The sequence below is a fragment of the Paenibacillus sp. AD87 genome (genome assembly GCF_001659845.1).
In the GTDB taxonomy this organism is placed as follows: domain Bacteria; phylum Bacillota; class Bacilli; order Paenibacillales; family Paenibacillaceae; genus Paenibacillus; species Paenibacillus marchantiae.
On sequence record NZ_LXQN01000007.1, the window covers coordinates 2356967 to 2383543 of the forward strand.

At 46.7% G+C, this 26577-nt stretch carries 26 protein-coding genes; 8 read left to right on the forward strand and 18 right to left on the reverse strand.

Translation table 11 applies throughout. The features are described from left to right. Nucleotides 1-283 precede the first annotated feature (283 nt). The 8 genes from poxB to gpAD87_RS10390 form a co-directional block, all read right to left on the reverse strand. The gene (gene poxB / locus gpAD87_RS10355; protein WP_064638060.1) at nucleotides 284-2011 is read right to left on the reverse strand and encodes a ubiquinone-dependent pyruvate dehydrogenase; all 1728 of its coding nucleotides are present in this window, start codon (nucleotides 2009-2011) and stop codon (nucleotides 284-286) included. A gap of 225 nt (nucleotides 2012-2236) precedes the next feature. Then, on the reverse strand, nucleotides 2237-2998 hold the full coding sequence (locus gpAD87_RS10360; protein WP_064638063.1) for an SDR family NAD(P)-dependent oxidoreductase: 762 nt from the start codon (nucleotides 2996-2998) through the stop codon (nucleotides 2237-2239). 155 nt (nucleotides 2999-3153) lie between these two features. Next, nucleotides 3154-3459: a Dabb family protein gene (locus tag gpAD87_RS10365; protein ID WP_063563875.1), complete on the reverse strand. Its 306-nt coding sequence runs from the start codon at nucleotides 3457-3459 to the stop codon at nucleotides 3154-3156. 216 nt (nucleotides 3460-3675) lie between these two features. Beyond that, a complete protein-coding gene (locus gpAD87_RS10370) occupies nucleotides 3676-3924 on the reverse strand; it encodes a type B 50S ribosomal protein L31 (RefSeq protein ID WP_063563876.1) in 249 nt (82 codons plus the stop codon). 144 nt (nucleotides 3925-4068) lie between these two features. Next, on the reverse strand, nucleotides 4069-4317 hold the full coding sequence (locus tag gpAD87_RS10375; protein WP_079696156.1) for an HPr family phosphocarrier protein: 249 nt from the start codon (nucleotides 4315-4317) through the stop codon (nucleotides 4069-4071). A 184-nt stretch (nucleotides 4318-4501) separates the two neighbouring features. Continuing rightward, nucleotides 4502-5569 carry an NAD(P)-dependent alcohol dehydrogenase gene (locus gpAD87_RS10380; protein ID WP_064638066.1) on the reverse strand — a complete coding sequence of 356 codons (1068 nt, stop codon included), beginning with the start codon at nucleotides 5567-5569 and terminating at the stop codon, nucleotides 4502-4504. Nucleotides 5570-5648: 79 nt separating this feature from the next. Further along, nucleotides 5649-7799: an alpha-glucuronidase family glycosyl hydrolase gene (locus gpAD87_RS10385; protein ID WP_064638068.1), complete on the reverse strand. Its 2151-nt coding sequence runs from the start codon at nucleotides 7797-7799 to the stop codon at nucleotides 5649-5651. Next, nucleotides 7796-10021 (reverse strand): glycoside hydrolase family 52 protein, encoded by a 2226-nt coding sequence (locus tag gpAD87_RS10390; protein WP_064638071.1) that lies wholly within the window; start codon nucleotides 10019-10021, stop codon nucleotides 7796-7798. The genes gpAD87_RS10385 and gpAD87_RS10390 overlap by 4 nt, the downstream gene beginning before the upstream one ends. A 176-nt stretch (nucleotides 10022-10197) precedes the next feature. Here gpAD87_RS10390 and gpAD87_RS10395 point away from each other — a divergent pair, with 176 nt between their 5' ends. Continuing rightward, the gene (locus gpAD87_RS10395) at nucleotides 10198-11109 is read left to right on the forward strand and encodes a helix-turn-helix domain-containing protein (protein ID WP_064638073.1); all 912 of its coding nucleotides are present in this window, start codon (nucleotides 10198-10200) and stop codon (nucleotides 11107-11109) included. A 65-nt stretch (nucleotides 11110-11174) separates the two neighbouring features. On the opposite strand, the gene gpAD87_RS10400 is transcribed toward gpAD87_RS10395, so the two are convergent. Both gpAD87_RS10400 and gpAD87_RS10405 read right to left on the reverse strand, forming a co-directional pair. Then, nucleotides 11175-12566 (reverse strand): aldehyde dehydrogenase, encoded by a 1392-nt coding sequence (locus tag gpAD87_RS10400; RefSeq protein ID WP_064640847.1) that lies wholly within the window; start codon nucleotides 12564-12566, stop codon nucleotides 11175-11177. Between the two features lie 97 nt (nucleotides 12567-12663). After that, nucleotides 12664-12966 carry an ArsR/SmtB family transcription factor gene (locus tag gpAD87_RS10405; protein WP_063563882.1) on the reverse strand — a complete coding sequence of 101 codons (303 nt, stop codon included), beginning with the start codon at nucleotides 12964-12966 and terminating at the stop codon, nucleotides 12664-12666. A gap of 198 nt (nucleotides 12967-13164) precedes the next feature. Here gpAD87_RS10405 and gpAD87_RS10410 point away from each other — a divergent pair, with 198 nt between their 5' ends. The 5 genes from gpAD87_RS10410 (at nucleotide 13165) to gpAD87_RS10430 (ending at nucleotide 17227) form a co-directional block, all read left to right on the forward strand. Further along, nucleotides 13165-13896 carry a GntR family transcriptional regulator gene (locus gpAD87_RS10410; RefSeq protein WP_082935071.1) on the forward strand — a complete coding sequence of 244 codons (732 nt, stop codon included), beginning with the start codon at nucleotides 13165-13167 and terminating at the stop codon, nucleotides 13894-13896. A gap of 47 nt (nucleotides 13897-13943) precedes the next feature. Further along, nucleotides 13944-15011 (forward strand): mannonate dehydratase, encoded by a 1068-nt coding sequence (gene uxuA, locus gpAD87_RS10415; protein WP_064638075.1) that lies wholly within the window; start codon nucleotides 13944-13946, stop codon nucleotides 15009-15011. Continuing rightward, nucleotides 15008-15871, forward strand: a complete 864-nt coding sequence (locus gpAD87_RS10420; RefSeq protein WP_063563884.1) for an SDR family oxidoreductase — start codon at nucleotides 15008-15010, stop codon at nucleotides 15869-15871. Before uxuA ends, gpAD87_RS10420 begins: the two co-directional genes overlap by 4 nt. Nucleotides 15872-16103: 232 nt before the next feature. Then, the gene (locus tag gpAD87_RS10425; RefSeq protein WP_079695960.1) at nucleotides 16104-16832 is read left to right on the forward strand and encodes a DUF421 domain-containing protein; all 729 of its coding nucleotides are present in this window, start codon (nucleotides 16104-16106) and stop codon (nucleotides 16830-16832) included. Nucleotides 16833-16855: 23 nt separating this feature from the next. Then, nucleotides 16856-17227, forward strand: coding sequence for a DUF4363 family protein (locus gpAD87_RS10430; RefSeq protein ID WP_064638078.1), 372 nt, complete (start codon nucleotides 16856-16858; stop codon nucleotides 17225-17227). Between the two features lie 60 nt (nucleotides 17228-17287). On the opposite strand, the gene gpAD87_RS10435 is transcribed toward gpAD87_RS10430, so the two are convergent. From gpAD87_RS10435 to gpAD87_RS10465, 7 genes are all read right to left on the reverse strand, one after another. Then, nucleotides 17288-17995, reverse strand: coding sequence for a M50 family metallopeptidase (locus tag gpAD87_RS10435; RefSeq protein WP_064638081.1), 708 nt, complete (start codon nucleotides 17993-17995; stop codon nucleotides 17288-17290). A 47-nt stretch (nucleotides 17996-18042) separates the two neighbouring features. Further along, nucleotides 18043-18519 carry a hypothetical protein gene (locus gpAD87_RS10440; protein WP_064638083.1) on the reverse strand — a complete coding sequence of 159 codons (477 nt, stop codon included), beginning with the start codon at nucleotides 18517-18519 and terminating at the stop codon, nucleotides 18043-18045. A 202-nt stretch (nucleotides 18520-18721) separates the two neighbouring features. Then, the gene (locus gpAD87_RS10445; protein ID WP_064638086.1) at nucleotides 18722-19735 is read right to left on the reverse strand and encodes a metal ABC transporter substrate-binding protein; all 1014 of its coding nucleotides are present in this window, start codon (nucleotides 19733-19735) and stop codon (nucleotides 18722-18724) included. Then, nucleotides 19722-20615 (reverse strand): metal ABC transporter permease, encoded by an 894-nt coding sequence (locus tag gpAD87_RS10450; RefSeq protein WP_064638088.1) that lies wholly within the window; start codon nucleotides 20613-20615, stop codon nucleotides 19722-19724. The genes gpAD87_RS10445 and gpAD87_RS10450 overlap by 14 nt, the downstream gene beginning before the upstream one ends. Continuing rightward, nucleotides 20561-21268, reverse strand: coding sequence for a metal ABC transporter ATP-binding protein (locus gpAD87_RS10455; protein WP_064638091.1), 708 nt, complete (start codon nucleotides 21266-21268; stop codon nucleotides 20561-20563). Before gpAD87_RS10455 ends, gpAD87_RS10450 begins: the two co-directional genes overlap by 55 nt. 48 nt (nucleotides 21269-21316) lie before the next feature. Next, the gene (rpmG, locus tag gpAD87_RS10460; RefSeq protein WP_024631975.1) at nucleotides 21317-21466 is read right to left on the reverse strand and encodes a 50S ribosomal protein L33; all 150 of its coding nucleotides are present in this window, start codon (nucleotides 21464-21466) and stop codon (nucleotides 21317-21319) included. A gap of 75 nt (nucleotides 21467-21541) precedes the next feature. Then, nucleotides 21542-22744 carry a GTP-binding protein gene (locus gpAD87_RS10465; RefSeq protein ID WP_064638092.1) on the reverse strand — a complete coding sequence of 401 codons (1203 nt, stop codon included), beginning with the start codon at nucleotides 22742-22744 and terminating at the stop codon, nucleotides 21542-21544. Between the two features lie 281 nt (nucleotides 22745-23025). On the opposite strand from gpAD87_RS10465, the gene gpAD87_RS10470 reads away from it, so the two are divergent. Both gpAD87_RS10470 and gpAD87_RS10475 read left to right on the forward strand, forming a co-directional pair. Beyond that, nucleotides 23026-24060, forward strand: coding sequence for a permease (locus gpAD87_RS10470; protein WP_064638095.1), 1035 nt, complete (start codon nucleotides 23026-23028; stop codon nucleotides 24058-24060). Nucleotides 24061-24099: 39 nt separating this feature from the next. Next, nucleotides 24100-25083 carry a TIGR03943 family putative permease subunit gene (locus tag gpAD87_RS10475; RefSeq protein ID WP_082935072.1) on the forward strand — a complete coding sequence of 328 codons (984 nt, stop codon included), beginning with the start codon at nucleotides 24100-24102 and terminating at the stop codon, nucleotides 25081-25083. A gap of 84 nt (nucleotides 25084-25167) precedes the next feature. Here the strand turns inward: gpAD87_RS10475 and gpAD87_RS10480 are convergent, their stop codons facing one another. Next, nucleotides 25168-26469: a pyrimidine-nucleoside phosphorylase gene (locus gpAD87_RS10480; RefSeq protein WP_064638097.1), complete on the reverse strand. Its 1302-nt coding sequence runs from the start codon at nucleotides 26467-26469 to the stop codon at nucleotides 25168-25170. Between the last annotated feature and the right edge of the window lie 108 nt (nucleotides 26470-26577).

Genomic DNA, 26577 nt, shown 5'->3' on the forward strand with positions numbered 1-26577 from the left:
GAAGCGGTCTTGCATCGGAATGCAACATATGTAGGGTGAAAAGCTTTGAATCCTGCCTGACTTTACCTATTTTAAAGGAGTTTCAATTTAAAAACAAACCATATAATATGAATGCATACTATAATATCTATCACAAACTAGACATCTCAAGAAGGGGAATTCCTTAATAAAAGCGTGTAACATTCCCCTTCTTTTTGGTGAGATGTACAGTTTAATTTCATGCATTTACATTGTCAGGTCGACGGTTGAACATGTTGGGATAATGCTAAGGAAAACCTAATACTTATCTTAGCAAATTGGTTTTGGCCAGCTCAATCAGCTCATCGCCACGCCCATTCAGCACCGCCTTCATCATCCATAAGGTGAAGCCTTCGGCCTGTTTTATATTAATCTTCGGAGGCAGGGACAGCTCCTGACGGTTCACCACAACATCAATCAGAACAGGGCCATCATGCTGCAATGCACGCTCTACAGCCTCTTCCAGATCAGCCGGATCTTCAACCCGTATCCCCTCGAGACCCATCGCTTGAGCTACCATGGCAAAGTTGGGATTTACGAGCTCGGTACCGGATTCAAGCAATCCGGCAGCTTTCATCTCCAGTTCAACAAAACTGAGTGCACCGTTGTTAAACACGACAACTTTAATCGGGAGATTATGCTGTTTAAGCGTCAGAAGGTCACCCATCAGCATGGCAATGCCGCCATCACCGGACAAGGAAATCACTTGTCTTCCCGGATCAGACACCTGTGCTCCAATTGCCTGTGGAAGAGCATTCGCCATAGTGCCATGACTGAATGAACCTAACAATCGACGATTGCGGCTCATTTCAATATAGCGAGCCGCCCATACCGTAGGTGTACCTACATCGCAGGTGAAGATTGCATTTTCAGCTGCAGCATCACTGATAACCTTGGTTAGATACTGTGGATGAATTGGTGTTTTTCCGGGTTTACCTACGGCAAGCTCATCCAATTCTTTACGAACTTTCTCGTAACGTTCCACACTTTTATGCAAATGTTTGTCGCTATGCTCTTCCGTCAGATAAGGTAATAATGTTTCAATGGTGGCCTTTATGTCTCCGCACACTCCATAATCGAGCTTTGTACGGCGACCAAGGTGTGAAGACTGAATATCCACTTGGAGTACAACCGCATCTTCCGGGAAGAATTGACGGTACGGAAAATCAGTTCCCAGCATCAGTAGCACATCACAGTCCATCATGGCATGATAACCAGACGAATATCCGATTAATCCTGTGAGGCCCACCGAATACGGGTTATCGTATTCCAGGTATTCCTTGCCTCGCAAAGCAATAACCATAGGGGATTTCAAGCGATCACAGAGCTGCATCAGAGGTTCACGCGCACCGGCGCAGCCTGCACCACACAGCAACGTAATTTTTTTGCCTTGATTCAGGAATTCCGCCAGTTTCCGCAGTTCAGGTTCGGAAGGGTGAACAACAGGCTGTGTCGCATGATATACATGCTCCGGCACAGGTAGGTCAGCCGCTTCTAAAGCCGCTACATCACCCGGAAGTATAATGACGGAAACGCCTGAACGCGCTACTGCGGTCTGCATTGCCATCGTAAAGGAACGCGGCATCTGTTTGGCTGTTGTGATGACTTCACAATAATGACTGCATTCCTGAAACAAATACTCTGGATGAGTCGCCTGAAAATACTCACTCCCGATCTCATCACTCGGAATATGAGCAGCGATGGCAAGTACCGGTACACGGTTCCGATGACAGTCATACAGACCGTTAATCAAGTGCATGTTTCCCGGTCCGCTACTGCCTGCACATACGGCGATACTTCCGCTCACTTGGGCATCTGCCCCGGCCGCAAAAGCAGCAACTTCCTCATGGCGGACATGAATCCATTCAATTTTACCCGAACGACGGATGGAATCGAGTACCGCATTCAAGGAGTCTCCAACGATACCATAGATGCGTTTGACGCCTGCGTTCAATAGTGCTTCGACCAGAACGTCTGCAATTGTTTTTTTCATGACAGGTCGGTCTCCTTTATTCGCTTATTTTGAGTTATGTTTCCACCGCGTTAAACTACCTATTCTTTTACCCCAATCTTTTGAAATTAGAAACAAAATCATATGTATTTATGGATATATACAAAAATCCGCTTGTCATGGACTGACAAGCGGATCATGGGTTGTTACGCTTTAAAAAGCGGTTCATTGCATATTTAGTAATTCATTCACATCCAAGAATCAGTATTAAATGGCAGGCATCACATTGCCGCCACTGACTGGGATATAAGCTCCTGTAATAAAAGAGGACAGGTCTGATGCCAAAAATGCTACCGCATTGGCAATTTCCTGATCTTCTCCCCTACGTTTCAACGGAACAGTTTGAATATAACCCTCATCATGTCCCGACTCATTGTTGCGATCACGCTCACTGATCGTCCATCCAGGCGCAACCTGGTTGACGGTAATCTGATATTCGCCTACCTCTTTCGCCAACACACGGTACAAACCGTCCATGCCGCGTTTTCCTGCTGTATATGCAGATTGAGTAGCAAAATTTTGCATCGCACATTCCGTATTGATACCAATGAATCGACCAGCTCTGGCTTCTTTCATATATGGGATGAATGCTTTGGCAAGATACACACTCTGCATCACACATGATTCGAACTGGCTTATATAATCATCCGGTGATTGTTCCAGCACCGTTGTCCAGGCATATTGGATGACTGCATTGGCAACCACGATATCGACATCGCCGAGGCTGGACTGAATTTCATCCCGCAACCGAAATGCCGTTTCCTGCTTCGTGATATCGCCCTGAACAATGACCGTTTTTCGACCGATGGCTTCAATCTCAGCTTGAAGCTCTTTAGCCTTCGTTTCATTATTTATGTAATGCAGCGCGAGATCAGCACCACAGTCTGCTAACGTACGAGCGATGACCCTTCCCAATTGACCAGTTGCGCCTGTCACCAGTGCCGTTTTACCTGTAAGATCCAATTTCATAGGGACAGTCCCCTCCTTTGAGCAACGTGTAATTATGAAATCTTGCGATGAAGAAAGAAGGATTTTAAAATGATGTAACCATCATTAATCAAACTGGAAAACGCTTTCGAAGTTCATGCTATTTTCGGTTTGGTTCAATGAGACTCATCATTTTATTAATTTCCGTGCTGAATGAGATCGATTTCCTGGAAGCGACTAACTTCTTTTTCCCACCGTTCTTCCACATATTTGCGGTGAACCGGGTGATCATTATATGCATCATATGCAGCCTGATTGGCGAATACCATCGAAAAACTGTAATCAAACTCGTTCTTTTCGCTCACCTGACGCAGGACCTGGAATTGCTCTACACCGGGAATATTCGCCAGTGCATCCGCACTTTCTTTCAAAAATGCCTCTGCTTCTGGTGTATCTTTACCTGCGTAAAGTGTAAACGTTACCATATGATTGATGTTGCTCATCTCTATTTCCTCCTCCAATATGTCTGACTCTGTTTCCTAGTGTACATCCGAAACTATTGTAAGCGCAATAATTGGTTGAATTAATTTTAGAGGAATTGAATATATATGGGTATTAGAATTACTTTTAAGTCGGAATTACATGGGTTTACCTATCGGCATGTATACAAAAAAACCTCAGGATTAATCCCGAGGTTTTCTTGTAATGGTTTGGACAACCTATTTGATGTTGTATTTACGGTTAAATTTATCAACACGACCACCGATGTCCACGTTTCTTTGTTTACCAGTGAAGAATGGGTGGGATGCGGAGCTAGTGTCCACACGAATTACTGGGTAAGAGTTACCATCTTCCCATTCCATTGTTTCGTTCGAGAATTTAGTCGAAGAACTCAGGAATTTGTAATCAGCACTTGCATCGAAGAAAATTACTGTTTGTGTCTTTGGATGGATATCAGCTTTTGGCATAATCTATTTACACTCCTTTAATATGGGTACTTCTTAGAATAGAACTAAATTTTATTATACTCTTTTTTTGGACGAAGTACCAGTCGGAATTGAAGAAACGATAAATATTTTATAATTCACTATGATTTGCACAGGTTTCAGAGTTCAAGTTAAGCCCTTCTCCAGCACATTTAGCATATATTCCAATGCTTCCAGTTCATCTCTTCCCCGTGTCTGCAATCTCACCACACTGCCATGTCGAATGGGGAGAAGCGCCATTCCGAGCAGGCTTTTGACATCTACACGATGCTCATGATTCGCATCCATAAATGACAATGAAATATCCGAGGCAAAACGCGACGCTTGCGAAGATACAGACATCAGATCATCTCGGTGGAAATCAGAGTGAATCATAAATTCATGTGTTCTCACAACCTTCAGTTCCTTTCGCTAGATGCTGATTAACCCATTTGGTGTGTATCATTTTATATATTAAAATCTTCAAGCATTATACCACGTTATGGAAGCTTGTTTAATCCTTTTATGGCGAAAAATACAAAAAAGAAGCCCTAAATATCAGGGCTCCTTTGAACTAGATTCATTTGCCGTTCGGATACACCATTACTTTCAGACTGCCACTTTTGTTGTGCAATGCCCGTTCCATGGCCTGCTGCGTCTCCTCAAGCGAATAACGGTCAGTAATCAGGGACATTACATCATGCTGGCCTGAACTCAGAAATTCAATTCCCGCCGGATACGTATTGGCGTAACGGAAGATTCCGTATATATCCACCTCGTTGTCCGCGATAAAAGGAACATTCAAGGCAATTTCGTCCTGTGCAGGCAGTCCTACAATAGCAAGCTTGCCTCCTCGCCGGAGCGAATATAATGCCGACTGAAGCGCCTTCGGATTCCCCGCAGTTTCCCAAGCCGTATCTACACCGACGCCGTTCGTTAAATCACGGATCACCGCCTGTGCATCCTCGTTCCGTACATTAATGGTATGGGTTGCGCCCATACGACGAGCAGCCTCTAACCGCACTTCCTCCAGATCGGTGACGATGATGCGTTCTACGCCAAACGATTTGGCAGCTGCAACGGCCATCAATCCAACAGGCCCCATGCCCATAATGGCAAGTGTAGTGCCCGGAGCCAGTTTACTGCGTCTTGCAGCATGAATGCCAACCGAGAAAGGTTCATTCATGGCTGCTTCTTCAAAAGACAGATGATCCGGGATCGAGAAAACCATATCCTCCCGAATGGTCATGTACTGTACAAATGCCCCATCCACCGGAGGCGTCGCCAGAAATTGCACATCGGGACACAGATTATAACGACCTTCTTTACATGCCGTGCATCGTCCGCAGGTTACCCCGGGCTCAATGGCTACCCGATCTCCTTCTTTCAACCGTGAAACTCTTGAGCCTACAGCCGCTACAATACCTGCACATTCATGTCCAAGTATAATCGGTTTCTCAACTACAAATCGGCCAATTCTACCATGTTCAAAATAATGCACATCCGATCCGCAGACGCCAACGGCCATCACCTGAATGAGCACCTCGTCTTCAGCCGGCTGTGGTACAGCCTGTTCCTCAATGATGATGTGCCCAGGCTCTGTCATGACAGCAGCCTTCATGGTTACGGGTAATTGATGATCTCCCATATGTTCCCTCCTTTTCGTGTATGTCAACGTTGTTCTTTCCTCTGAAGAAGATTCGACTGTTCTAGTTTTCGTATCCAGATTAATATATCGTTCTTCCTTGTTCATCGGCAATACCACTTTTGCGATAGAAGTACGTATTGATCATATCTCGCCATTCCTTGGCGTGCTCCGCCTGCCCTGCCTGTAACGCAGACACCTTATCAAATACATTTGGATCAATCTTGCCTTCCAGCTGTCTCCAGGTCTGTGCTAATGCTTTCGCCTGCTCTGCTCCATCAAAATGTGTATCATAAATGTGCTGAATGACCGTTTTGCCAGAATTCAGAACATGCGTATACGGGACATGGTGGAAAAATAATAGCAGCTCGTCCGGACAGGAGTCTACGGATTCATATCTTTCGGCATTTTCGCGGTGGTATTGGGAAGTGTATCCTGTTCCACTGCTCACTGTCCGGTCCACACCAATGCCATCACAATCGGCAAAATGATACGTGCCCCACTTGGAATATTCATAGCCATCCACATTAGGCCCATAATGGTGCTCCGGATTAACCATCCAGCCTACACCGAGTGGTGCCGTATAACTTTCGTAGATATCGAGCGAATTCAAAAGCATGCCAGAGATTAGACGAACGACCTCTTCGTCATGTCCGAATGTAAGTCTGACCCACTCCTCCGCAATCTCTTCCGATGACAGCTCTGGATTCCAAGCAAGTCTTCCATATCCATATAGATTCGCCTGAGCGAGCGGATGTCCTGTCCAGCAAGCATCTGCACCGATATTGGATACTGCGGCAAAGCCGCTGTAGGGCCTGTTGTACAGAGAACCGTCAGCAATGCGTTTGATTTCAGAACCCGGCCCCTTGGCGAACGTATCAAAATCCAATACTTCTTTCCACTGTGGAATCAGATAACACAGATGCCGCTGCTGACCCGTATACTCTTGCGTAATCTGGAACTCCAATACCTGATTTGTGTTCTCCATTGCTCCGAACAGTGGAGATACGGCCTCGCGAACCTGAAAGTCCATTGGCCCATTCTTGATCTGCAAAATGACGTTATCCGCAAATCGGCCATCCAGTGGTTTGAAGTGGTCATATGCCGCCCGTGCACGATCCGTGGAGCGGTCACGCCAGTCTTGTTTACAGTTATAGACGAAGCAGCGCCATATTACCAGTCCACCAAACGGGCGAAGTGCCTCGGCCAGCATGTTCGCTCCATCGGCATGATCACGGTTATATGTGAAGGGTCCTGGCCGATTTTCGGAATCCGCTTTGATCAGATAGCCGCCAAAATCCGGGATTGCCGCATACACCTTGGCTGTCTGAATGTTCCACCATTCACGGACCTGTTCATCCAGCGGATCTGCCGTAAGCAATCCACCAATCTCGATCGGACTAGCGTAGTTGGCGCTAAGGAACAATCGGATACCGTACGCTCTGAATTGGGCAGCAACCTTCGCAACATCGCCGAGGAAACGTTCTGTCAGGAACAGGCTCTCAACCTGATGAACGTTAACGTTATTGATTGAAATGGCGTTAAGGCCTGTAGAAGCGAGCAATCTGGCATAATCTCGAATACGCCCGAGGTCACGAGTGAATTCTCCATTGTCATAGAAAATGGATTTTCCAGCATAACCACGCTCAATGCTTCCGTCCACATTATCCCACTGATTGATCATGCGTAATGCATTAACAGGCTGCTCTGAAATGTAGCTTAATCTTACCTCAGCAGGATGCACTTCGTTTGAGTTTCCTTGCTCCAGAACAAGCTCTCTCAACAAATGAAAAGTACCATATAGAACACCTTGAGGGGTTTCAGAACCAATAAACAGCCTACCCTGCTCTTTATCTTCGCGGATAATATAACCTTCTCCCTGCACGGTAGAGCGTTCCGTGTCGCTGAAGGCCTGAGCCACGGCTTCTGAACCCGTCCATGTGCCAAGCCAGATCCCTTGTGCCTCCTGGTGGGCTGAATCCGACTTGCTCACTTGACTGACAGTTTCCTGAATAACTTTCGGTTTGATGCCAAACAGCTTATCCAGTCCCTGAGTCAGCTCGGCTGATGCTGTTGATATAATTTCCTGATCTTCCGCTACAGTCACGATATGACTCCAGATAGGGGCTGATTTTTTGACCGCTTCTTTTACTGCGGTTTGACTTTGAAGATATCCAAGCCACGCATCATATTGCGGGCCGGAGATATTGGATTGAACGGTTGTGTTGCTCATTGTACAGCCTCCTTGCTGGCATAGATCTGTTCCAGACGATTACCTTTGCCTTCGAGCAGCCATAGAATCGATGTTACACCGCGCGGGTAATACTTGCTTCCGACCGCCACACCGGCCAGGATCTGGTCACTCCAACACCAGTAGGATTCCTCTGGATGCAACAGCCAGTTTACATGAGCAGCGTCAGAAGCCTTCCCTATTTCATCCCATTCCACGCCCAGCAGTTCTCGTGCGATGAATTGGGATAGATATATTTTGCTGAGCCATGAGTTATTGCTCGTAGAGGATAGCTTCCAGCCTCCATCTTCAAACAGACAAGTACCAGGGACAAGAACTGTTTTAAAATGGGTCCGAAGCGCTTGCAGGTAAGGCCCGAAACGGCCATTTACATCCAGCGCGCCTTCACAGCCGGTGAAGTATGGGAACACCAAGCCTTCAATGGCTGGAATGATGCGGGAATCATTATTTTCGGCGATCACTGCCGGAATGTAGCCACCGTCGGTTAACTGGGCTGCTATACTGGCTGCACAGCGATCCGCCTGACGTCCTGCATGATGAGACAGTTCAGCCAGCTTCTCTGCAGCGAACAGCTTCTCCAGTGCAACATAGACGGCCCAGCATTTTCCTGCCAGATAGATGTTGTTGCGGGATTGTCCAAGTGACACATCCAGGCTGTCGTAAGTGGTAATCTCGGCTCCGCCCTTGGTACGACTGCTATCCAGCCCCATTAGACCATTGCGTTGGTGTTCATCCGGATGATCCCGGTTTAACATGCTTTCGAAGCAATCCCGAATGACGGGCAGCATCTCCTTAACAAATTCCCGATCCTGCGTCTGTTCAATATATACAGTTGCACAGCAGAGCCAGTTGACCAGTTCCTCGTGGCTCATTTGCGAGAAGCAGTCATCAATGCCCACGAGTTCATACGCCGAGTGCCCTGGACGTGAGAGTACATTGGCTACGCCGATATCATGCGTGAAAGTAATGCCGCCCGGATATTCTTTCTCTTCGCCCGGGAACCGCACTTGATCTGTATAACTGTAGCGTTTCACAAACCACTCTAACTCGTTACGCACGGTCCAAGGGTTTAAGGCAAGTTCAAAATACAACTGATCTGCGGTCAGATCAAGTGTGTTCATCATCCGGTATTCGCCTTCATTTACGATCCAGAACGGCTCTCCATCCGCATCCAGCAGTTGTGTACTTGCATAATAGCTGTGAATGGAATGGGCAAGCATAAATGACTGATCTTCACTCAAAGCAGCTACTCCGAGACGTTGCTCAATTTCCTTACAGGAAGCAGTCAGCTCGTTGAAACGGTTAAGCGCATATTTCCCGGCTTCCTGGATATCTGCAAAATAACGTGTATACCAATAGGTCGTGTCCATACCCGAAGTAACGATCCCGCCGCGATAAAAACAGACGGCAAATTGGTACGTACGCTTCTCTCCGGCGGGAACGTCCATCAACAACGCAGCTGTTTCACCTAGACCGAAGGCCAGATTCTCACGATGTTTCTCCTGCAATATCTTCTCCAATGTAAATCCTCGAGCAGGCCATAGACCCTCATCCGCAGATAAAATGGCAGTTAGGCGACCTTGTCCAACCCCGGTTAATGCCCCACCCTCAGGTCCTCCGATGATACGCATGGCTGAGTAAGGATCATTTCCCTGGTAGCCAAAATATGCTTTACGCGACTGGCGTCCTTGCGTGTTATCAATTGTTATCTCCACCAGCACCACAGGCACAAGCGCATCCATTATTGCTTCACGATCACCACTCAGCGGTTCGGGTACAGGACGCACAGGTGAGTAAATACGGAAAGTCAGATCACCCGCCGTCCACGTATCTGTTCCCGAAGTAAACTCGCGCGTAATCTCTTCATCGCGGAACGCTGAAATTAGCGGGCGTGTTCCCTGTGCTGCCGCTGGTGTGCTCGATCCTTTTTCTGTCGAGGCCGAAGACACCTGATCTGAATCCGAATTGTCCACTTTCTCTACATCATATCGAACACTTGCATCTTCAACGGCTTCGAAAAATGGTAAAGCTTCGTAGTTCTCACTGTCGCGAGATTGTAAACCAATATATACGTTCTGATCTGCTGGCTTGCCAAGCTCCAGGCCTAGTCCGCCTTTGGCTCCTTTGTATCCAAGCGTAAAGCTGGCAAAAGCCCCGATCGGTGAGTGATGGGCATTATAAAAAATGGATTTGGATGTGCTCATGAACGATGACCCCTCTCAAAATGGTTTGCATACGTTTTCATTAGCCCCATCCTACCATGGGCATTCCACCGTAGACCATGGTCATATCAATCGGATATTTACCCAAATCAAGCTAATAGACTATAATATATATAAAGCGGTTACACCTGTTTCTATTTTTATTAAGGGGGTCTTCCATGTCTTCCACCTATTTGCCTCCCGCTCTGGGAGAGAGTATGCATGAGGTGTTTTACCCAGATGTACAAACAACGGTGAATTTGTTCGCTATACATTTGCGAAGTGTCGGCGCGAATTGGGATTATCCAGCTCACGAACATCCACAATATGAGCTGAATTATGTAACAGAAGGCGAACAATATATGACCGTGAACGGCAATCTGTATATTCAAAAGGCTGGCGAATTGCTCCTGATTCCTCCAGGAAGCATTCATTCCAGCCTGAGCCATAACGGCAAGGGGTTTACGTATTTTTGCATGCATTTTGATATCGATGATCAGTTATTTCTCTCTTTGCTTGCACGAATCAAGCAGGTTTTGTTCGATGCAGATAGTCCGGTTACCCGCCAGATCGAGCCTGTACTTCGCAAATTAATGTCTTCTGCAGATAACCGGGCGGCGAGTACGATGGTGCAGCGCATGCAGTTGCAATCGGCGGTATTTGAGTTGTTCGGCCATTTGTGGGAGGCTGTCTCTCAGGAAGCAGCTCAAATGTTTACGGACGGATATGAAAAAATCGAACTGGCCCATCAAATTCGTAATCGGCTGCAAGGACTGGTGAGTCAGCAATTCAAGCAGGGACGTGAGTCCGACAGCCATTATGGCATTGATGATATTGCAGCAGAGCTGGGCATCAGTTCCTCACATTGTAACCGTGTATTTCGGCAGGTATATGGTCAGTCTCCGCGTGTATATTTATCTGAAATGGTTCTGCATGAAGCCAAAGTTCTGCTGGGTAACCCCAAGCTTTCGGTTCAGAACATCGCTGCCATGCTAGGGTACAAGGATATTGCCCATTTCAGTCGTCAATTCAAGCGCTGGTCAGGGATTTCACCCACACGCTACAGACAGGAACAGCCTGTTCCGGAATGAGCTTCATCCATTGAAGATCATTCCAGTATGGCCTCTACGTTGTATATGATTAAACGCCGGTTCTTTTATTTCAAAAGACGTTTAATCGTCTTCAGCTTGTTATCGTATGGCGGATATAAAATCGACAAGTTCAATCTGGTGCTCTTTTTGAGCACACTTTTCATATGAGAGAAGGTCTCCAGGCTATAACGCCCGTGATATGAACCAAGACCGGAATGTCCTACCCCTCCAAAAGGCAGACGTGGGTTGGCTACATGGGTAATCGTATCGTTAATGCATCCTCCCCCAAAAGAAACCTCGCGCATCACTTTATCTTGTAGTTGTGTATCTGATGTAAAGAGATATAGCGCCAGCGGTTTCGGCCGCTTCTCAATTCCTGCAATCGCCTCATCAATATGGGAATAACTGATAATCGGCAGAATCGGACCAAAAATTTCGTCTTCCATCGTTGCCGCTTCCCACGATTCAGCATCAATAAATGTCGGTTCAATAAAGCGGTCTTCCTCATCGGATTGACCACCATAGATGACGAGGGCTTGATCGCGTTCAATAAGGGTAGTGAGACGTTTGAAATGCGCCTTGTTGACGATTCGCCCATAATCTCGATTATGCTGAATATCTGTGCCAAAGAACATTTCCACTGCTGCTTTCATTTCGGAGATCAACGAATCTTTCACCTGTTCATGCACAAGCAGATAATCCGGAGCGATGCAGGTCTGACCCGTATTGAGCAGCTTTCCCCATATAATACGCTGTGCAGCCACTTTGATATCTGCATGCTTATCCACGATGACTGGACTTTTACCGCCAAGCTCCAGCGTCACTGGAACGAGATTTTTGGCAGCGGCCTCCATGACAATTTTGCCAACGGGTACACTTCCTGTAAAAAAGATATAGTCAAAAGGCGAATTAATAAGCGCCGTGGTGGTGTCTTTGGCTCCTTCGACCACGTGAACGTATGCTGGTTCGAATACCGAGCTAATCATCTCGCGAATAACAGCTGAGACGGCTGGTGTGTTCTCTGATGCTTTGAGGACTGCCGTATTGCCTGCTGCCAACGCACCAACCAGGGGTTCAATTAACAGCTGGAATGGATAGTTAAAAGGTCCAATAATCAATACCGCACCATAAGGCTCAGGAATGATATAACTTTTCGACCCGATCAGCGTGAATTGGGTTTTGACTTTGACCGGCTTGACCCATTTCTTCACTTGCCGAATGGTGTGCGTGATACTATCCAGCATGAATCCAATCTCTGTAGTATACGATTCGAACTCACTCTTGCCCAAATCCTGAAAGAGCGCCTCAGTAAGACGGGACTCATACTTCTGAATCGCCTGTTTCAACCGGGTTAAATGTGTAATGCGAGACTCGGCCGAACGAGTAGCCCCTGAGCGAAAAAACTGCCGTTGCTGCTGTAAAATTTCTTCGACTTCATGTGCGCTTAATTCCTGCATGACACTCATATAATACAACTCCTCTTCGAGTTAATGATGATTCGTTTAAACATACGAACATTTAGCCCACATGCCTAGGCATGTTAACAACTCTTGCTTATAAGCACTCTTCTTCCAACGCGCCAACCAGTTCCTTCAACAGCTCTACCGAGGACCTTAATGAAGCGGAATAATATCGTTGTGTGCCCTTCTGTTCTACGGAGATGAGCCCTTTTTCAAGCAATAACTTGAGATGATGAGATATAGCAGGCCGGGATAGGCTGAACTGCTCTGTAATTTCATTCACTGTCATGCTGCCCTTCTCACTAAGAGCAAGTAATATCGCCTGACGATGATTGTCGCTAAGTACCTGGAATAAGGGGATGCAGGTTTGAAAAATAGATATTGCTTTTTGTCCCATGGTTTCACCTCTATTATATGTCTACAGTTATCACAATTGTCATGTCTGTTGGTTTAAACATTTGAACCTAATGACTATAGTTTACTCCAGCATCCCGCTAACAGCAAGCCTTGTGCGATAAATTTTAGACTAACTTATATAAAGCGCTTCCATACTACCATACAAGTATGGTAGTATGTTCTTGAAGGAGTTGAGATTATGGAATATCCCCCTAGGTCTTCGTCCAAAGCCGAATTATTATCATCCTTAATTAACCCGTCTTCTCTGAACAAACAGGCATTCTCTTCTCGTGAGGCGGTCTATACGACGTTGAAGCAGTTGATTCTGAGTTTGAAGCTGCCTCCCGGTACCGCCATCTCGGAGAAAGAGATCTCGCTTGAGTTCAATGTAAGTCGGACCCCTGTTCGAGAAAGCTTTGTCCGATTAGCGCAGGAAGGTCTGCTGGAAGTCTATCCGCAGCGAGGTACCTATGTATCTCTGATTCAGGTTGATCTCGTGGAGGAAGCACGTTTCATGCGTGAGCAGCTTGAGCGTGCCGTCATACGGCTCGCGTGTGTCCAATTTCCAGATGAACACATGAAAATATTGGAGCAGAACCTTGCGCAGCAGCAGGAATGCATACTTGAACCGGATGATGAACGAATGTTCGGATTGGATGAGGAATTCCATAGTACTCTCTTTGCAGGCTGTAACAAAAAAAACACCTGGTCCGTGATCCAGCATATGAACGTGCATCTGAACCGGAGCCGAATGCTCCGTCTGTCTTCGGATCATCATTGGGATCATTTGCTCGAACAGCATCGATCCATGGTTCAGGCGATACAACAGCACGATGCCCAAACGGCAGAGCACATTATGCAGGAACATCTGCATTTGACCGTTACGGATCTGGCTGTCCTGCGGGATACATACCCTTCCTATTTTCAATGATGATGGATCTACCTGTTCTTTAAACTAATCTTGATGAGGTGAATGTGATGAGAATGGTTTTTCGCTGGTTTGGAGAAGGCAATGATACCGTGACACTTAACCACATCCGGCAGATTCCCGGAGTCGAAGGCATTGTATGGGCGCTGCATGATGTTCCGGCAGGTGAGGAATGGCCCATGGACAAAATTCTGGCAGTCAAAGCTGCTGCAGATCAGGCCGGGTTACATCTGGATGTCGTTGAGAGTGTTAACATTCATGAAGACATCAAGCTCGGTCTGCCTACACGTGATCAATATATTGAGAATTACAAAAAAACGATGGAAAAACTCGCCCAGGTAGGCGTTAAAGTGATCTGTTACAACTTCATGCCGATCTTTGATTGGCTGCGTACCGATTTGCATAAGGAGATGGAAGATGGCTCTACCGCCCTCTTCTACGAGAATAGCAAAATCGCCGATATTGAACCGCTGGAATTGGTTCGACGCATTACCGAAAATTCCGCATTGACGATGCCCGGCTGGGAACCGGAACGATTGCAGTATTTAACAGGTCTGTTCGAAGCCTATAAGGATGTAACAGAGGAAGATATGTGGGAACACGCTCGTTATTTCCTGCAGGAGATCATTCCTACTGCTGAACGGTTAGGTATTCGAATGGCCATTCATCCGGATGATCCGCCTTGGCCGATCTTTGGTCTGCCGAAAATTATTACGAGTCAAGACAATGTTCGCAGATATCTGAACTTGTATGATAGCCCTTACAATAGTGTAACGTTGTGCAGTGGCTCTCTTGGAGCTAATCCAAACAATGATATTATCGGTATGATCCACGAGTTCAAGGACCGTATTCCTTTTGCTCATATCCGTAATGTAAAAATCTATGATAATGGAGACTTTATCGAGACATCCCACCGCAGTCAGGATGGAAATGTCGATATTGCCGGTGTTGTGGAAGCCTATCACGATATTGGATTTGAAGGTTATGCACGACCGGATCATGGACGTCATCTCTGGGGAGAACAATGTAGACCGGGATATGGACTCTATGATCGGGCTCTGGGAATTATGTATCTGTGGGGCGTTTGGGACTCCCTGCAAAGGAGGTCAAAAGCATGAGTGAATTTACCAAAGAAAGATCAACTCGTCTGGAAGGCAGAACAGCTGTAATTACTGGCGGGGCAGGTGTTCTATGTCGTTCTATGGCTGAAGAGCTCGCGCGACATGGCGCAAGTGTAGCCATTCTGAACCGTACCGTATCCAAAGGGGAAGAAGTTGTTGCAGCAATTGAGTCTGCGGGTGGAAAAGCGATCGCTGTAGCTTGTGATGTGACCCAGACCGATAGTGTAATAGCGGCAGCAGCTGTTGTTCAGGAGAAGCTTGGACCTTGCGATATCCTTATTAACGGAGCGGGTGGCAACCATGCCAGCGCCAATACCACGAATGAAATTTTCAGACAGGAAGATTTGGAGCAGCCGGATATCACTACTTTTTTTGATGTAAGTGTCGAGGGATTCCGTCAGGTGATGGATCTGAACTTTGTTGGGTCCCTCATCCCTACCCAAATCTTCGCAAGACAAATGATAGAACGTGATGTTCCAGCTACCGTCATTAATATTTCGTCCATGAGTGCCCCTTCGCCCATGACCAAAGTTCCTGCGTACAGTGCAGCCAAAGCGGCGATTAACAATTTCACGCAATGGCTTGCGGTACATCTGGCCGAATCGGGAATCCGAGTAAACGCCATTGCACCAGGATTCTTCCTGACTGAACAAAACCGTAATCTGCTGCTTAAGCCGGATGGCTCGCCGACCGAACGTTCAAGTAAAATCATTGCGCACACGCCAATGCGCCGCTTCGGCAAACCGGAAGATCTTCTAGGCACGCTGATGTGGCTGGCAGATGAACGTCAGTCCGGTTTTGTTACAGGTACGGTTATTCCTGTAGATGGTGGGTTTATGGCTTACTCGGGTGTATGACCTCTATTCTATTTACTATTCCATGGATTTACCGAATTAAAGATATGTAACGAATGATTAACCGAAGCCTGGAGCACTTAGCCAGGTTTCGGTTTTTTGCGTTCAAGAATAAGATTATCCAGCCTAGGAAAAGCTTGTTATAGCCCACAAATATGCTGGGTGGAATTAAAGAATGGCTTCAAGCATTCACATTTTCAATCTGTAAGATGAAGCGAAGGAAGGTGATACATACATGATGGAAGAAACATGGGTTGTTGCTGTGCGATCGATTATCGCCTTTCTGACCCTGATCATCTATACCCGGGTGCTGGGCAAACAACAAATGGGCAACTTGACGTATTTTGATTACATTAACGGTATTACGATCGGTTCCATCGCAGGTACATTTGCGACCGATCTATCTTCCAAGGCGTGGATTCATTTTGTGGCCTTGACCATTTTCACCATTATCACGATTATTTTTCAGTATATTACGCTGAAAAATCGTACCATCTCCAAACTGATGGACTCTGACCCAACACTGATCATCCAGAATGGTAAAATTCTCGAACAAAACCTGAGTAAAATGCGTGTGAAATTTGACGAATTGACCATGATGCTGCGGCAAAAGGATGTATTTGACATCACTACGCTGGATTATGCCATTCTTGAACCAGACGGCAGTCTCTCTGTTGTGTTGAAACCAGAGAATCAACCGGTAACCGCGAAGGACATGCATATGCATCCTGCCAAGAGTAAGCTGATGACCGAGATTATCATTGATGGCGTGCTGATTAAGCAAAATCTGGAGGAACGAAATAAAGATACGAACTGGCTCAGCGAGCAGCTTAAGAAGCAAAAAGTGACGATACAGGATATTGCTTTTGCCGCCATATTGCCTAACGATAAATTGTATATTGATCTATTTAAAGATAAGATCACCGAAAAAATCGATATGGGCGATTATGAGGGGCCTTTCTAAATTTACATGAAGGAGGCGATTGAATGAAATCGCGTTTCTGGTTGCTGTATGTGCTTCCGATCTGCCTCATTCTTGTGTTCGTTGCGATAATGGCAAGCGGAGCCCTTCTCAAAAAGCCCTTTGGCTCTGATGATCGCTTGCTTGAATCTGTACAAACATTGCAGAAACAGGTTGAGGGCAAAAAATGGACTGAAGCCAAGTCCCAAATCGATTACGCGATGAAAGCCTGGGACAAGATCGTCAATCGCATACAGTTCAGTGTGGAGCGTGAGACGATTTACGATATTCTGGGTACCCTTGCACGGATGAAGGGCGGTATTGCCGCAGAAGATGATAAGGCGATTATGGAAGAAATTTATTACTTTTATGTGTTATGGGACAATCTTGGAGATTGACACGAAGACACGCAAAAAGGCACTCTCCTTTATAAAAAAAGGAAGTGCCTTCTCTGTTTTCTAAACATTACGCCCGCGTAATCCACGGGATTTTGACGTGCGGACCGTGCTTTCTTTTCGGAAAAAGAGCGTCAGTGCTCCCTTCGCACACCACAGTGCAAACAGTGCAAACAATGTTCCCCAGAACAGTGCCGGGAGAAATGTCTGCTGAGCCAGATTGGCTGCATCCCCTGCCCGGGACGGCTGTGTCCAAGACATTAGCCCAACATACATAGCACTAACTACGGACTCTTCCAGTGTGAGGAAAGCCAGTAACAAATAATAGAATTTCGCGATTTTGGCACCAAAGATCATAATCACAACATTCAGAGCACTAAAGCCTGTAAGCCAGAGCATGCCGAATTCTCCCCTTACGTAGAAGAGAAGCGACACAAGAGCTACACCCGTCATAATGCCGAGCCCCCACATGTGCCGTCCTTTCCGGTAAAGATAGAATAACAGCCAGGCAAAGAGAGATGCCGTGACATAGCCCGCCAAGGAAACCAATATAGATCTGCCTGGTGTCAGCATGGATGAATATGTAACGCCACTGTGATCAGCGTATAACTCAATGCGCAATACTTTGCCGGATAACAACAGTGTTACCAGTGCATGGCCAAATTCGTGTATCATCGTATCCAGGTTACGGAACAATGAAGAAAATGGTATAAAGCGGGTCAGTAGCGCTGAACCCACCAGAAACAGTATGGTTTTGAGCCATTTATTCAATCCGGTCCTACCTCCCTTGCCTCCGAGTAAAAATACCTATCACTATACTACGTGGCTACACTTAAATCGTTTCGATCCATGAAATGCGCGGCGCAATATTGCATCCACCAGCAGAAACTCCGGTTATGACCTATGAAAAAAGAAGACAGATCATATCGACCCGTTCCTGTCTCCAGTGTGGCAAGCAATCTATTGCGCATCTGCGACAGCGCATAAGTCACAAATCGATCGGCTGCCTCATTTTGTATAAGTGTAACATAGGCATAAAGGGAATGATCTATCGGCTCATCGAGCGGGCTCACACCAGCACAAGAAAACTCGGTACGTACGCCCGCTCTGTGAAGCAAAGTCAAGGCATCAACTAACTCAGCATCCACTTCGACATCGTTCCAAATCTCCGTTCTCTTCGCTGCCACGGTCTGCTTCTCGCGTTCCGTCCACTGCATTAACTCCAGCTTGCGTCTTCTCCAAAGATGGGCAGGCTGCTGGCTTAATAGTACTTCCTGTTCTTCATCTGAATCCATAAGGCGTTTCCTCCCGTTCCCCGCATGATCTCCGTCACCTTGAACAACGAAAAGAGCACATCCCTGTGCTCTCTGCGTGGCCAAAGGCAAAGGAATGGCTGTGCCATTCCTCAGCATGTTGTATTATTGTACCTTTTTCGATGACGGGCATCAAATGGGTTCTCTTTTTTCGTAAATTCAACTTGTTAAAGTAGCAAAACCGCTATTCATTCAGTGCCAGTTTCAGTGCCTCCAAATTCTGCCGCATTACGCCGATGTAATCCATTCCTGTAGCGATCTCCTCTTCCGTCAACCCTTCAATCGGGTTCAATACAGCTGTTTTGGCTCCTACTTCGTTGGCGATAGTCTCTGATACTTTGGATGAAACCAACGTTTCAAAGAAAATCGTCTTCACCTGATGCTCCTTGGCAAAATCAATAACGGATGCCATTTGCGCTGCGGAAGGCTCTTGTTCAGGAGACAGACCGGCAATCGATACTTGCTGCAGACCGTATTCCTGTGCAAGATAACCGAACGCAGCATGCTGTGTGATGAAATCTTTACGTTTGCTGTCTGCTACAGCTGCTTTGAAATCCTGATCCAGTGACTCCAGTTTGGCAATGTAGGCATCGGCATTTTGCTTGAATTGCTCTGCATGTTCAGGCGCAGCCTGTGCGAGTCCAGCCTCGATATTCCGCACTTCCTTCACGGCAAGTGCAGGTGACAACCATACGTGGGGATCAAGTCCACCGTGATCATGATCATGTGTATGTCCTTCTTCTGCCTCAGCGTCATGATCGTGATCATGCTCATCTTCTTCCGATCCTTCGAGCAGATCGATTCCATGACTCGCTTCCACTTGAAAGAGTTTGGCATTGCTCAGACTATCCGTAACTTGATCGATCCAGGATTCCATTCCTGCCCCATTATAGACAAGCACATCCGCTTTTTCGATGCTCGCAATATCCTGTGGTGTCGGCTCCCAATCATGCGGCTCCATACCCGCTGGAACGAGTGTATGAACATTAGCCAGATCACCTGCTACATTTTTGGTGAATTCGTACATCGGATAAAAGCTGACTTCAACGTTCAGTTTGGCTTCTTCGGTCTCTGCAGGTGCTGGCGTGTTAGCCGAGCTGGTACTGGAATCGGAAGCGGACTGATTTTGTCCACAACCGGCTACGATAAGTGTAAGACTGAACAATAGAGCGAGAGCAGATTTTTTATTGAATTTCATGTGGCGTATTCTCCCTTGAATGTATGAATAGAGTTGCACGTTGTTGTTTTCTCTCTTTACGATGACGTTTACGGTTATATCGTCCAATCAGCTTTTGTGCTGATATGCCAATCAATAGAAAGACCAACAGGATGAGAGCAATCGTTCCTCCCGGTGGTGTGTTTAGATGGTAAGAGGTTGTCAGTCCGCTAAAAATACCAATTAATCCGGTGACGACAGCAATAAAGATCGCTGCTGCAAAGCTGCGTGACAATCTCAGTGCCAGGGCAGCGGGCAGTACAATTAAAGCAGACACAAGCAATACGCCGACAATCGGCATGGCTGAAGCAACAGTCATTCCTGTCAGAATGGCAAATGCAAAGGATAAACCTTTAACCTGAATGCCTCCAATGGAAGCTGTCTCTTCATCAAACGTTAAATTGTACAGTGGCCTTCTGAGTACGATGAAAAAAATCAGTCCGATGACGCACACAGCCGCCATAATCCATAACTGCATATCACTAACGGCAACGATGGAACCGAACAGGTAAGAGCTGAATGTCTTGGACAGATTGGTTTTCAGACTCATGAGCACCACAGCAAGGGCCAGACCCGACGTCATAATGATCGCTACAGGCACCTCGCTATATGTCAGGTAATTTCGCCGGAGTTGTTCCACCAGCAATGCGCCGATAATCGCAATCGCAAATCCACAGATCACCGGATCAAGGTTCATCACAGAACCCAGGGCAACGCCTGCCAATGAAACATGGGATAACGTATCCGCCATCAGCACCTGCCGTCGCAGCATCAGATAAACTCCTAAAATTGGAGCAATAACTCCGATCAGTCCGCCTGCCCAGAAAGCACGCTGCATGAATTCGTACTCAAACACTGCCATTCCTCACTTTCTTGCCGCTCCAGGGTAATCGTCCGGTCCAACCGGTTGCCCATCTCTTCCAATCCATGGGTGACCATAATAATGGTCAGTCCATGGACGTCTGCATAATGGCGCATCAGATCATAGAACCCTTCACGGCTGCGCCGGTCCATGCCTGTAGTCGGCTCATCCAGTACAAGCACCTGCGGCTGGCCTGCCAAGGCTCTGGCAATGCAGATTCGCTGCTTTTGTCCACCAGACAGTTCGCCAACCCGGGCGTTGCGGTATTCCCACATGCCGACTTCCCGCAAGCTGCGTTCCACAATGGCTTCCTGCTCGATTGTGAATCTGCGGAACAAGCCGAGTTTGCGGTAACATCCGGATCGCACCAGTTCGATCACCGTACTGGGAAATCCACTGTTGAACGATGCGACCTGTTGGGGTACATATCCGATGTTCAGCTTACTGCCACGTACGGACTCCGCATTCATATGTACCGTGCCGCTCCAGGGCTGTAACAGCCCCAGCAGCAATTTCAGCATGGTTGTTTTCGCAGAACCATTCGGTCCTGTAATGCCGACAAACTCCCCCACATGGATATCCAGCGACAGTTGGTCAATGACTGGCTCTTTGCCGTATCCGAATACCACATCACGCATGGAAGATAAAATCATAGCTTTACCTCTTTTCGTAAATATTACGATTTAAAAATAACAAAAAAATTATCTTGTTTCCCGGTGAATGGTCATTTTCTTTAATCGTGGTGAATACTTCTTCAATTCGATCCGTTCCGGATGGTTACGCTTGTTCTTGGTTGTTGTATAGTTGCGATCTCCGCACTCGGTGCAGGCTAAGGTTACAATGACTCTCATGGATATGGCCTCCTTTTATCTAATTAATTCGTAATAATTACTATTTAATGAGTTTAGCCCATGCTTTTATGTTTGTCAACTCCACGCTGGAAATGGATCTTTCAGTTCTCGCCAGTTCATTTGCATCTCTTCTTCTGTAAGAAGCGTCTCATCTAGCGTCCGTTCGATCTCCGCTCGGTCCATGTCAATCCCGATAAACACCAGTTTCGTAACCCGATCGCCCCACTGCTCATCCCAATCCGGAATCGGCGGAAGAGTATCACCAAAATGCATTTGTCGCTCTTCGTCACTCATCGCGCCTACCCACAACCCGGCTGGTCCCAACTGCTTGGATGTTCCCGCATGACTGAACGATACCGCCATATGGTTACGTGTAGCCAGCCACATTAAACCTTTGGAACGTACAATACTATCAGGCCATTTCGCAATCCAACGCAGCAAACGCTCCGGATGAAACGGACGTTTCCGGTGGTACACAAATGAGTGAATGCCATACTCCTCTGTCTCGGGTGTGTGCTCTTCCTTCATTAATTCGCGGATCCAACCCGCAGACTGGCTTGCTTTTTCAAAATCAAACCGTCCGGTATTCAATATCTCCCTCGGGTCAATCTGTCCATGTGTGGTTCGAATAAGTCGGGCTTCCGGCTGCATCGCGTGTAGTGCTTTCTCAAGTTTGAGTAATTCATCTTCCGATACCAGATCACACTTGTTCAGAATCAGCACATCACAGAATTCAACCTGATCCGTCAGCAGATGAACGATCCCTCGTACATCGTCCTCTCCGGCTTCCTGGCCCCGATCCTTCAACGTTTCTTTGGAATAGAAGTCGCGCCAGAACTGGGCAGCATCCACTACTGTCACCATCGTATCGAGCCGCGTAAATTTCGTTAAATCGATCCCCAGCTCTTCATCGATATACGTAAATGTTTGGGCAACGGGGACTGGCTCTCCAATACCAGTCGATTCAATCAATATATAGTCAAAAGAACCATCCAGCGCAAGCCGCTCCACCTCTTTCAGCAAATCCTCACGCAGCGTGCAGCAGATGCAGCCATTGGACATCTCCACCAGCTTCTCATCAATACGTGACAATCCACCACCATCCCGGATTAAACCAGCGTCAATATTAACTTCACTCAGGTCATTCACAATGACAGCGACTCGCATATCCTCTCGATTATGAAGCACATGGTTAAGCAATGTCGTTTTGCCTGCGCCCAGATATCCACTTAAAACAGTCACCGGAACTCGGGGTAGTACTTGTTGTTGTTCTGTCATTTCAATTACTCCCTTCCATTTATCCTCTTAAAACTAAAAAAATCGGAATGCTATGTAGCTTACACTCGACCGATGGGCTGAAAAATAACCATTACTTAATAGTAATTATTACGATTAACAAAATAAACTATAACTGAACATCGTTTCTTTTGTCAACATTAGAAGTTTTTAAGGTCCAGATATGTAAATCGTAAAAATGTTGATTAATTACTGCGAACGAGTATGATGGCGACGGTACAAGCATATATTTTACCAAAGTCCCGGTTCTGGAGGTCTATCCCATGAAAATGGCAGCCAATCTTAAGCTCCTGTCATTCCTGATTCCCTGCGCATTTCTTGTTCCCGTGTTGATCACGATGGCTCCCAATCTGAAAGAAGCTTGGAACAGTGAAGCCTTACAAAATATGAAAACAGTATTCATCAGCATTTTCCTCGAAGCAGCTCCATTTCTGCTCATAGGGGTGCTGTTATCTTCGCTAATGCAATGGTTTGTATCTGAGGAAATGATTCGCAAACTAACGCCTAAGAACCCCGTCGGAGGCGTGCTGGTAGCGGGTCTGCTGGGAATCGTTTTCCCCATCTGCGAATGTGGCATGATTCCGGTCGTTCGACGGTTGATGCATAAAGGCATGCCCCCCTATATCGCGGTGACCTTTATTCTTAGCGGCCCTGTAGTAAATCCAATTGTCTTTACCGCGACCCTGCTCGCTTTTCCTTCCCATCCCGAAATTACGATCGCCCGTATGGGACTGGCCTTTGCTGTAGCAGCTGCGATCGGTGGTCTGGTGTATATGTTCGTCCGCCAGAATCCATTGCGTAAACCGAAGGCTACAGTGACGGAGGTCAAGACACATCCCGGATTTAAAATGGCACAGAATCATTCCCATTCTACCGATCATGATCACGTGCACGATAAAAACTGGCGCAGCTTTTTCATCCATGCGGGTGACGAATTTGTTGATATGAGCAAATATTTGGTGATTGGTGCTCTAATAACAGCCTGCATTCAAACCTTTATCAGCCGCAGTGATCTCATTTCTCTGGGTAACGGGCCTGTTGCCTCCTATGCCTTCATGATGGGTTTTGCGTATGTATTGTCTCTCTGTTCGACATCAGATGCATTCGTAGCCTCTGCCTTCTCTCACACATTTGCATTAGGACCGCTGTTATCCTTTCTCGTTCTCGGTCCAATGCTTGATTTTAAAAGCACATTGATGCTGCTCTCCACCTTCCGCACCCGGTTTGTTATTGGCCTGAGCTTGGCCATTATTGCTTTGGTTTTCGCAGGGTCGTGGTTGATTAACCTTTTGGCATGACAGTTTTGAGTATAATATCTGATCAAAAGAGGTGCTTACATGAACCATCCTGGTTATACAGTGACCAAAGCTCCGGTTACCAAATCTCATCCTATCCAATGGCATAACCTGATTCGTGCGCTGTGGATCGGCGGGCTCGCTGTATACATCATTCATTTGAATACAACGGATTCTCTTCATTATTACTTGGCGCCGACAATGCAGCGATTGCTTCTCTGCTGCCCTGTTCCCTTTTTATTTATTGCCGTCATCATGGCCTGGCACGGACTGTTTGGTAATAGCGAGATCCATTGCGATTGTGAGCATCCGCCTCCTTCAGGATGGGTACGCAGCTCGCTAATGTACGGATTGATTGCCATTCCATTAGTACTTGGTTTTCTTTTGCCGGATCAGGCACTAGGCAGTTCCATGGCCAGTCAAAAAGGCATGTCCCTAACCTATGGACCTCCGGAGATTCGTCGAAAAGAACCCTTACCAGATGCAGCAGAATTGGATATTAAAGATCTATCCAAAAAAACTGCAAATGTTGAATCATCTGTGCCTGCCACGAAAGTACAATTCGTTCCTCCGGATGAGTATAGTCGTGAATTTGCCGAACTGGCAGAGAAGTTATATGCGGAATCAGTCATAAAGGTATATCCTGAAATCTTCTCCGAGACATTAGGTTCGATCGATATGTTCCAACGACAATTTGCAGGCAAGGCTATCAGCCTTACCGGGTTTGTATATCGAGACAAAAGTATGGAGCATGAATCTCATTTTGCATTAGGGCGATTTCTCGTGATGTGCTGCCCAGCAGACGCGGCACCCTTTGGCGTGATGATTCATGTCCCGAATGCAGACAGCTATCCTACAGACAGCTGGGTACAAATCGATGGTACCATTGGTTCTGCTCAAGTGAATGGTGAGGACACCATTGAGATTCGGGCGTCGAAGGTAACTCCGGTCGATCAGCCATCTACCCCATACATTTATACCAGTGCAGATTCAGTTGTGACGTATGATGAATTGCAAAATAAATAAGAAAAGCCCCGAAGCTATGGAATGCATAACTTCGGGGCTTTAAATTTTATTCCGGCATCAGGTTAACCTTGTATACCTGATATATTATTCAGTTACGATATCATGCACCAATACAGGAGCATCCGCATGATCTGCAATAGTAATGTTCTCTTTGATCTTCGCGATTACGTCTGCTACGTCTTCACGATTCGCATGGATGGTTACGAGTGATTCACCAGCTTTAACCTGGTCACCCACTTTTTTGTTGAGCATCAAGCCCACAGCAAGATCGATCTCGGATTCTTTTGTTGCACGGCCTGCGCCGAGCAGCATTGCTGCAGTACCGATTTCGTCAGCGACGATACCAGCTACATATCCGTCTTTATCCGCTGGTACTTCAACCAGATATTTCGCTTGTGGCAAGCGATCTGGGTGATCTACAACTGAAGCGTCTCCACCTTGATTTGCCAGGAAGTCCTTGAATTTCTCCAGCGCTTTACCGTTCTGGATCACTTCTTTCAATTTCTCCTCAGCATGCTCCAGGGAGTCTGCTTTACCAGCAAGGAATACCATTTGACGTCCAAGCGCCAGACAGAGTTCTTCCAGATCCTTCGGTCCTTTACCTTGCAGCGTAAGAATGGCTTCTTTCACTTCAAGCGCGTTACCGATAGCGAGACCCAGTGGTTGGGACATATCGGAAATGACAGCCATTGTTTTACGTCCTACATTGTTACCGATGCTTACCATGGCATGTGCCAGTTCTTTCGCATCTTCTGTGGTCTTCATGAATGCACCAGCACCCGTTTTGACATCTAATACGATCGCATCGGCACCTGCTGCAATTTTCTTACTCATGATGGAGCTTGCGATCAGTGGGATGGAGTTAACGGTAGCTGTAACGTCACGCAATGCATAGAGCTTTTTGTCTGCCGGCGTGAGGTTGCCACTTTGACCGATAACGGCAACTTTATGTTCGTTAACGAGGCGGATGAACTCTTCTTTCTCAAGCTCCACGTGGAAACCTGCAACAGATTCCAGTTTGTCCGTTGTACCACCAGTGTGACCCAATCCACGTCCGGACATTTTGGCAACTGGAACATCCAGAGCAGCAACAAGCGGTGCCAGTACCAGCGTTGTAGTATCGCCAACGCCTCCTGTGGAGTGCTTGTCTACCTTGATACCTTCGATTGCGGACAGATCAATGGTCTCGCCCGAGTTCACCATGGACATGGTCAAATCTGCGCGTTCCTTATCAGTCATATCCTTGAAGAATACAGCCATCGCCCAAGCGCTGACTTGATAATCAGGGATTTCGCCTTGTGTGTATCCTTGAACAACAAAATCAATCTCAGCTGTTGTCAGTTCTTTTCCGTCGCGTTTCTTAGCAATAATGTCTACCATTCTCATGATGATCTCTCCTTCGTTGTGGGTGATTTGTATAGAACACTTTGTTGTTAGTCCGTTACGGACCCGGATCGTTCTTTCGATCGCTGTTGTCTCCAAATTTCTTTGAAT

Coding starts and splice junctions, on each gene's coding strand:
- gpAD87_RS10450 (WP_064638088.1), bottom strand. CDS start 20,615: ATGGCAGTGTTTGAGTACGAATTCATGCAGCGTGCTTTCTGGGCAGGC.
- gpAD87_RS10445 (WP_064638086.1), bottom strand. CDS start 19,735: ATGAAATTCAATAAAAAATCTGCTCTCGCTCTATTGTTCAGTCTTACA.
- gpAD87_RS10390 (WP_064638071.1), bottom strand. CDS start 10,021: ATGAGCACATCCAAATCCATTTTTTATAATGCCCATCACTCACCGATC.
- gpAD87_RS10455 (WP_064638091.1), bottom strand. CDS start 21,268: ATGATTTTATCTTCCATGCGTGATGTGGTATTCGGATACGGCAAAGAG.
- gpAD87_RS10430 (WP_064638078.1), top strand. CDS start 16,856: ATGAAATCGCGTTTCTGGTTGCTGTATGTGCTTCCGATCTGCCTCATT.
- gpAD87_RS10385 (WP_064638068.1), bottom strand. CDS start 7,799: ATGAGCAACACAACCGTTCAATCCAATATCTCCGGCCCGCAATATGAT.
- gpAD87_RS10365 (WP_063563875.1), bottom strand. CDS start 3,459: ATGAGCAACATCAATCATATGGTAACGTTTACACTTTACGCAGGTAAA.
- gpAD87_RS10380 (WP_064638066.1), bottom strand. CDS start 5,569: ATGGGAGATCATCAATTACCCGTAACCATGAAGGCTGCTGTCATGACA.
- gpAD87_RS10360 (WP_064638063.1), bottom strand. CDS start 2,998: ATGAAATTGGATCTTACAGGTAAAACGGCACTGGTGACAGGCGCAACT.
- gpAD87_RS10425 (WP_079695960.1), top strand. CDS start 16,104: ATGATGGAAGAAACATGGGTTGTTGCTGTGCGATCGATTATCGCCTTT.
- gpAD87_RS10480 (WP_064638097.1), bottom strand. CDS start 26,469: ATGAGAATGGTAGACATTATTGCTAAGAAACGCGACGGAAAAGAACTG.
- gpAD87_RS10405 (WP_063563882.1), bottom strand. CDS start 12,966: ATGGGACAAAAAGCAATATCTATTTTTCAAACCTGCATCCCCTTATTC.
- poxB (WP_064638060.1), bottom strand. CDS start 2,011: ATGAAAAAAACAATTGCAGACGTTCTGGTCGAAGCACTATTGAACGCA.
- uxuA (WP_064638075.1), top strand. CDS start 13,944: ATGAGAATGGTTTTTCGCTGGTTTGGAGAAGGCAATGATACCGTGACA.
- gpAD87_RS10470 (WP_064638095.1), top strand. CDS start 23,026: ATGAAAATGGCAGCCAATCTTAAGCTCCTGTCATTCCTGATTCCCTGC.
- gpAD87_RS10410 (WP_082935071.1), top strand. CDS start 13,165: ATGGAATATCCCCCTAGGTCTTCGTCCAAAGCCGAATTATTATCATCC.
- gpAD87_RS10395 (WP_064638073.1), top strand. CDS start 10,198: ATGTCTTCCACCTATTTGCCTCCCGCTCTGGGAGAGAGTATGCATGAG.
- gpAD87_RS10465 (WP_064638092.1), bottom strand. CDS start 22,744: ATGACAGAACAACAACAAGTACTACCCCGAGTTCCGGTGACTGTTTTA.
- gpAD87_RS10420 (WP_063563884.1), top strand. CDS start 15,008: ATGAGTGAATTTACCAAAGAAAGATCAACTCGTCTGGAAGGCAGAACA.
- gpAD87_RS10370 (WP_063563876.1), bottom strand. CDS start 3,924: ATGCCAAAAGCTGATATCCATCCAAAGACACAAACAGTAATTTTCTTC.
- gpAD87_RS10475 (WP_082935072.1), top strand. CDS start 24,100: ATGAACCATCCTGGTTATACAGTGACCAAAGCTCCGGTTACCAAATCT.
- gpAD87_RS10375 (WP_079696156.1), bottom strand. CDS start 4,317: ATGATTCACTCTGATTTCCACCGAGATGATCTGATGTCTGTATCTTCG.
- gpAD87_RS10400 (WP_064640847.1), bottom strand. CDS start 12,566: ATGCAGGAATTAAGCGCACATGAAGTCGAAGAAATTTTACAGCAGCAA.
- gpAD87_RS10440 (WP_064638083.1), bottom strand. CDS start 18,519: ATGGATTCAGATGAAGAACAGGAAGTACTATTAAGCCAGCAGCCTGCC.
- rpmG (WP_024631975.1), bottom strand. CDS start 21,466: ATGAGAGTCATTGTAACCTTAGCCTGCACCGAGTGCGGAGATCGCAAC.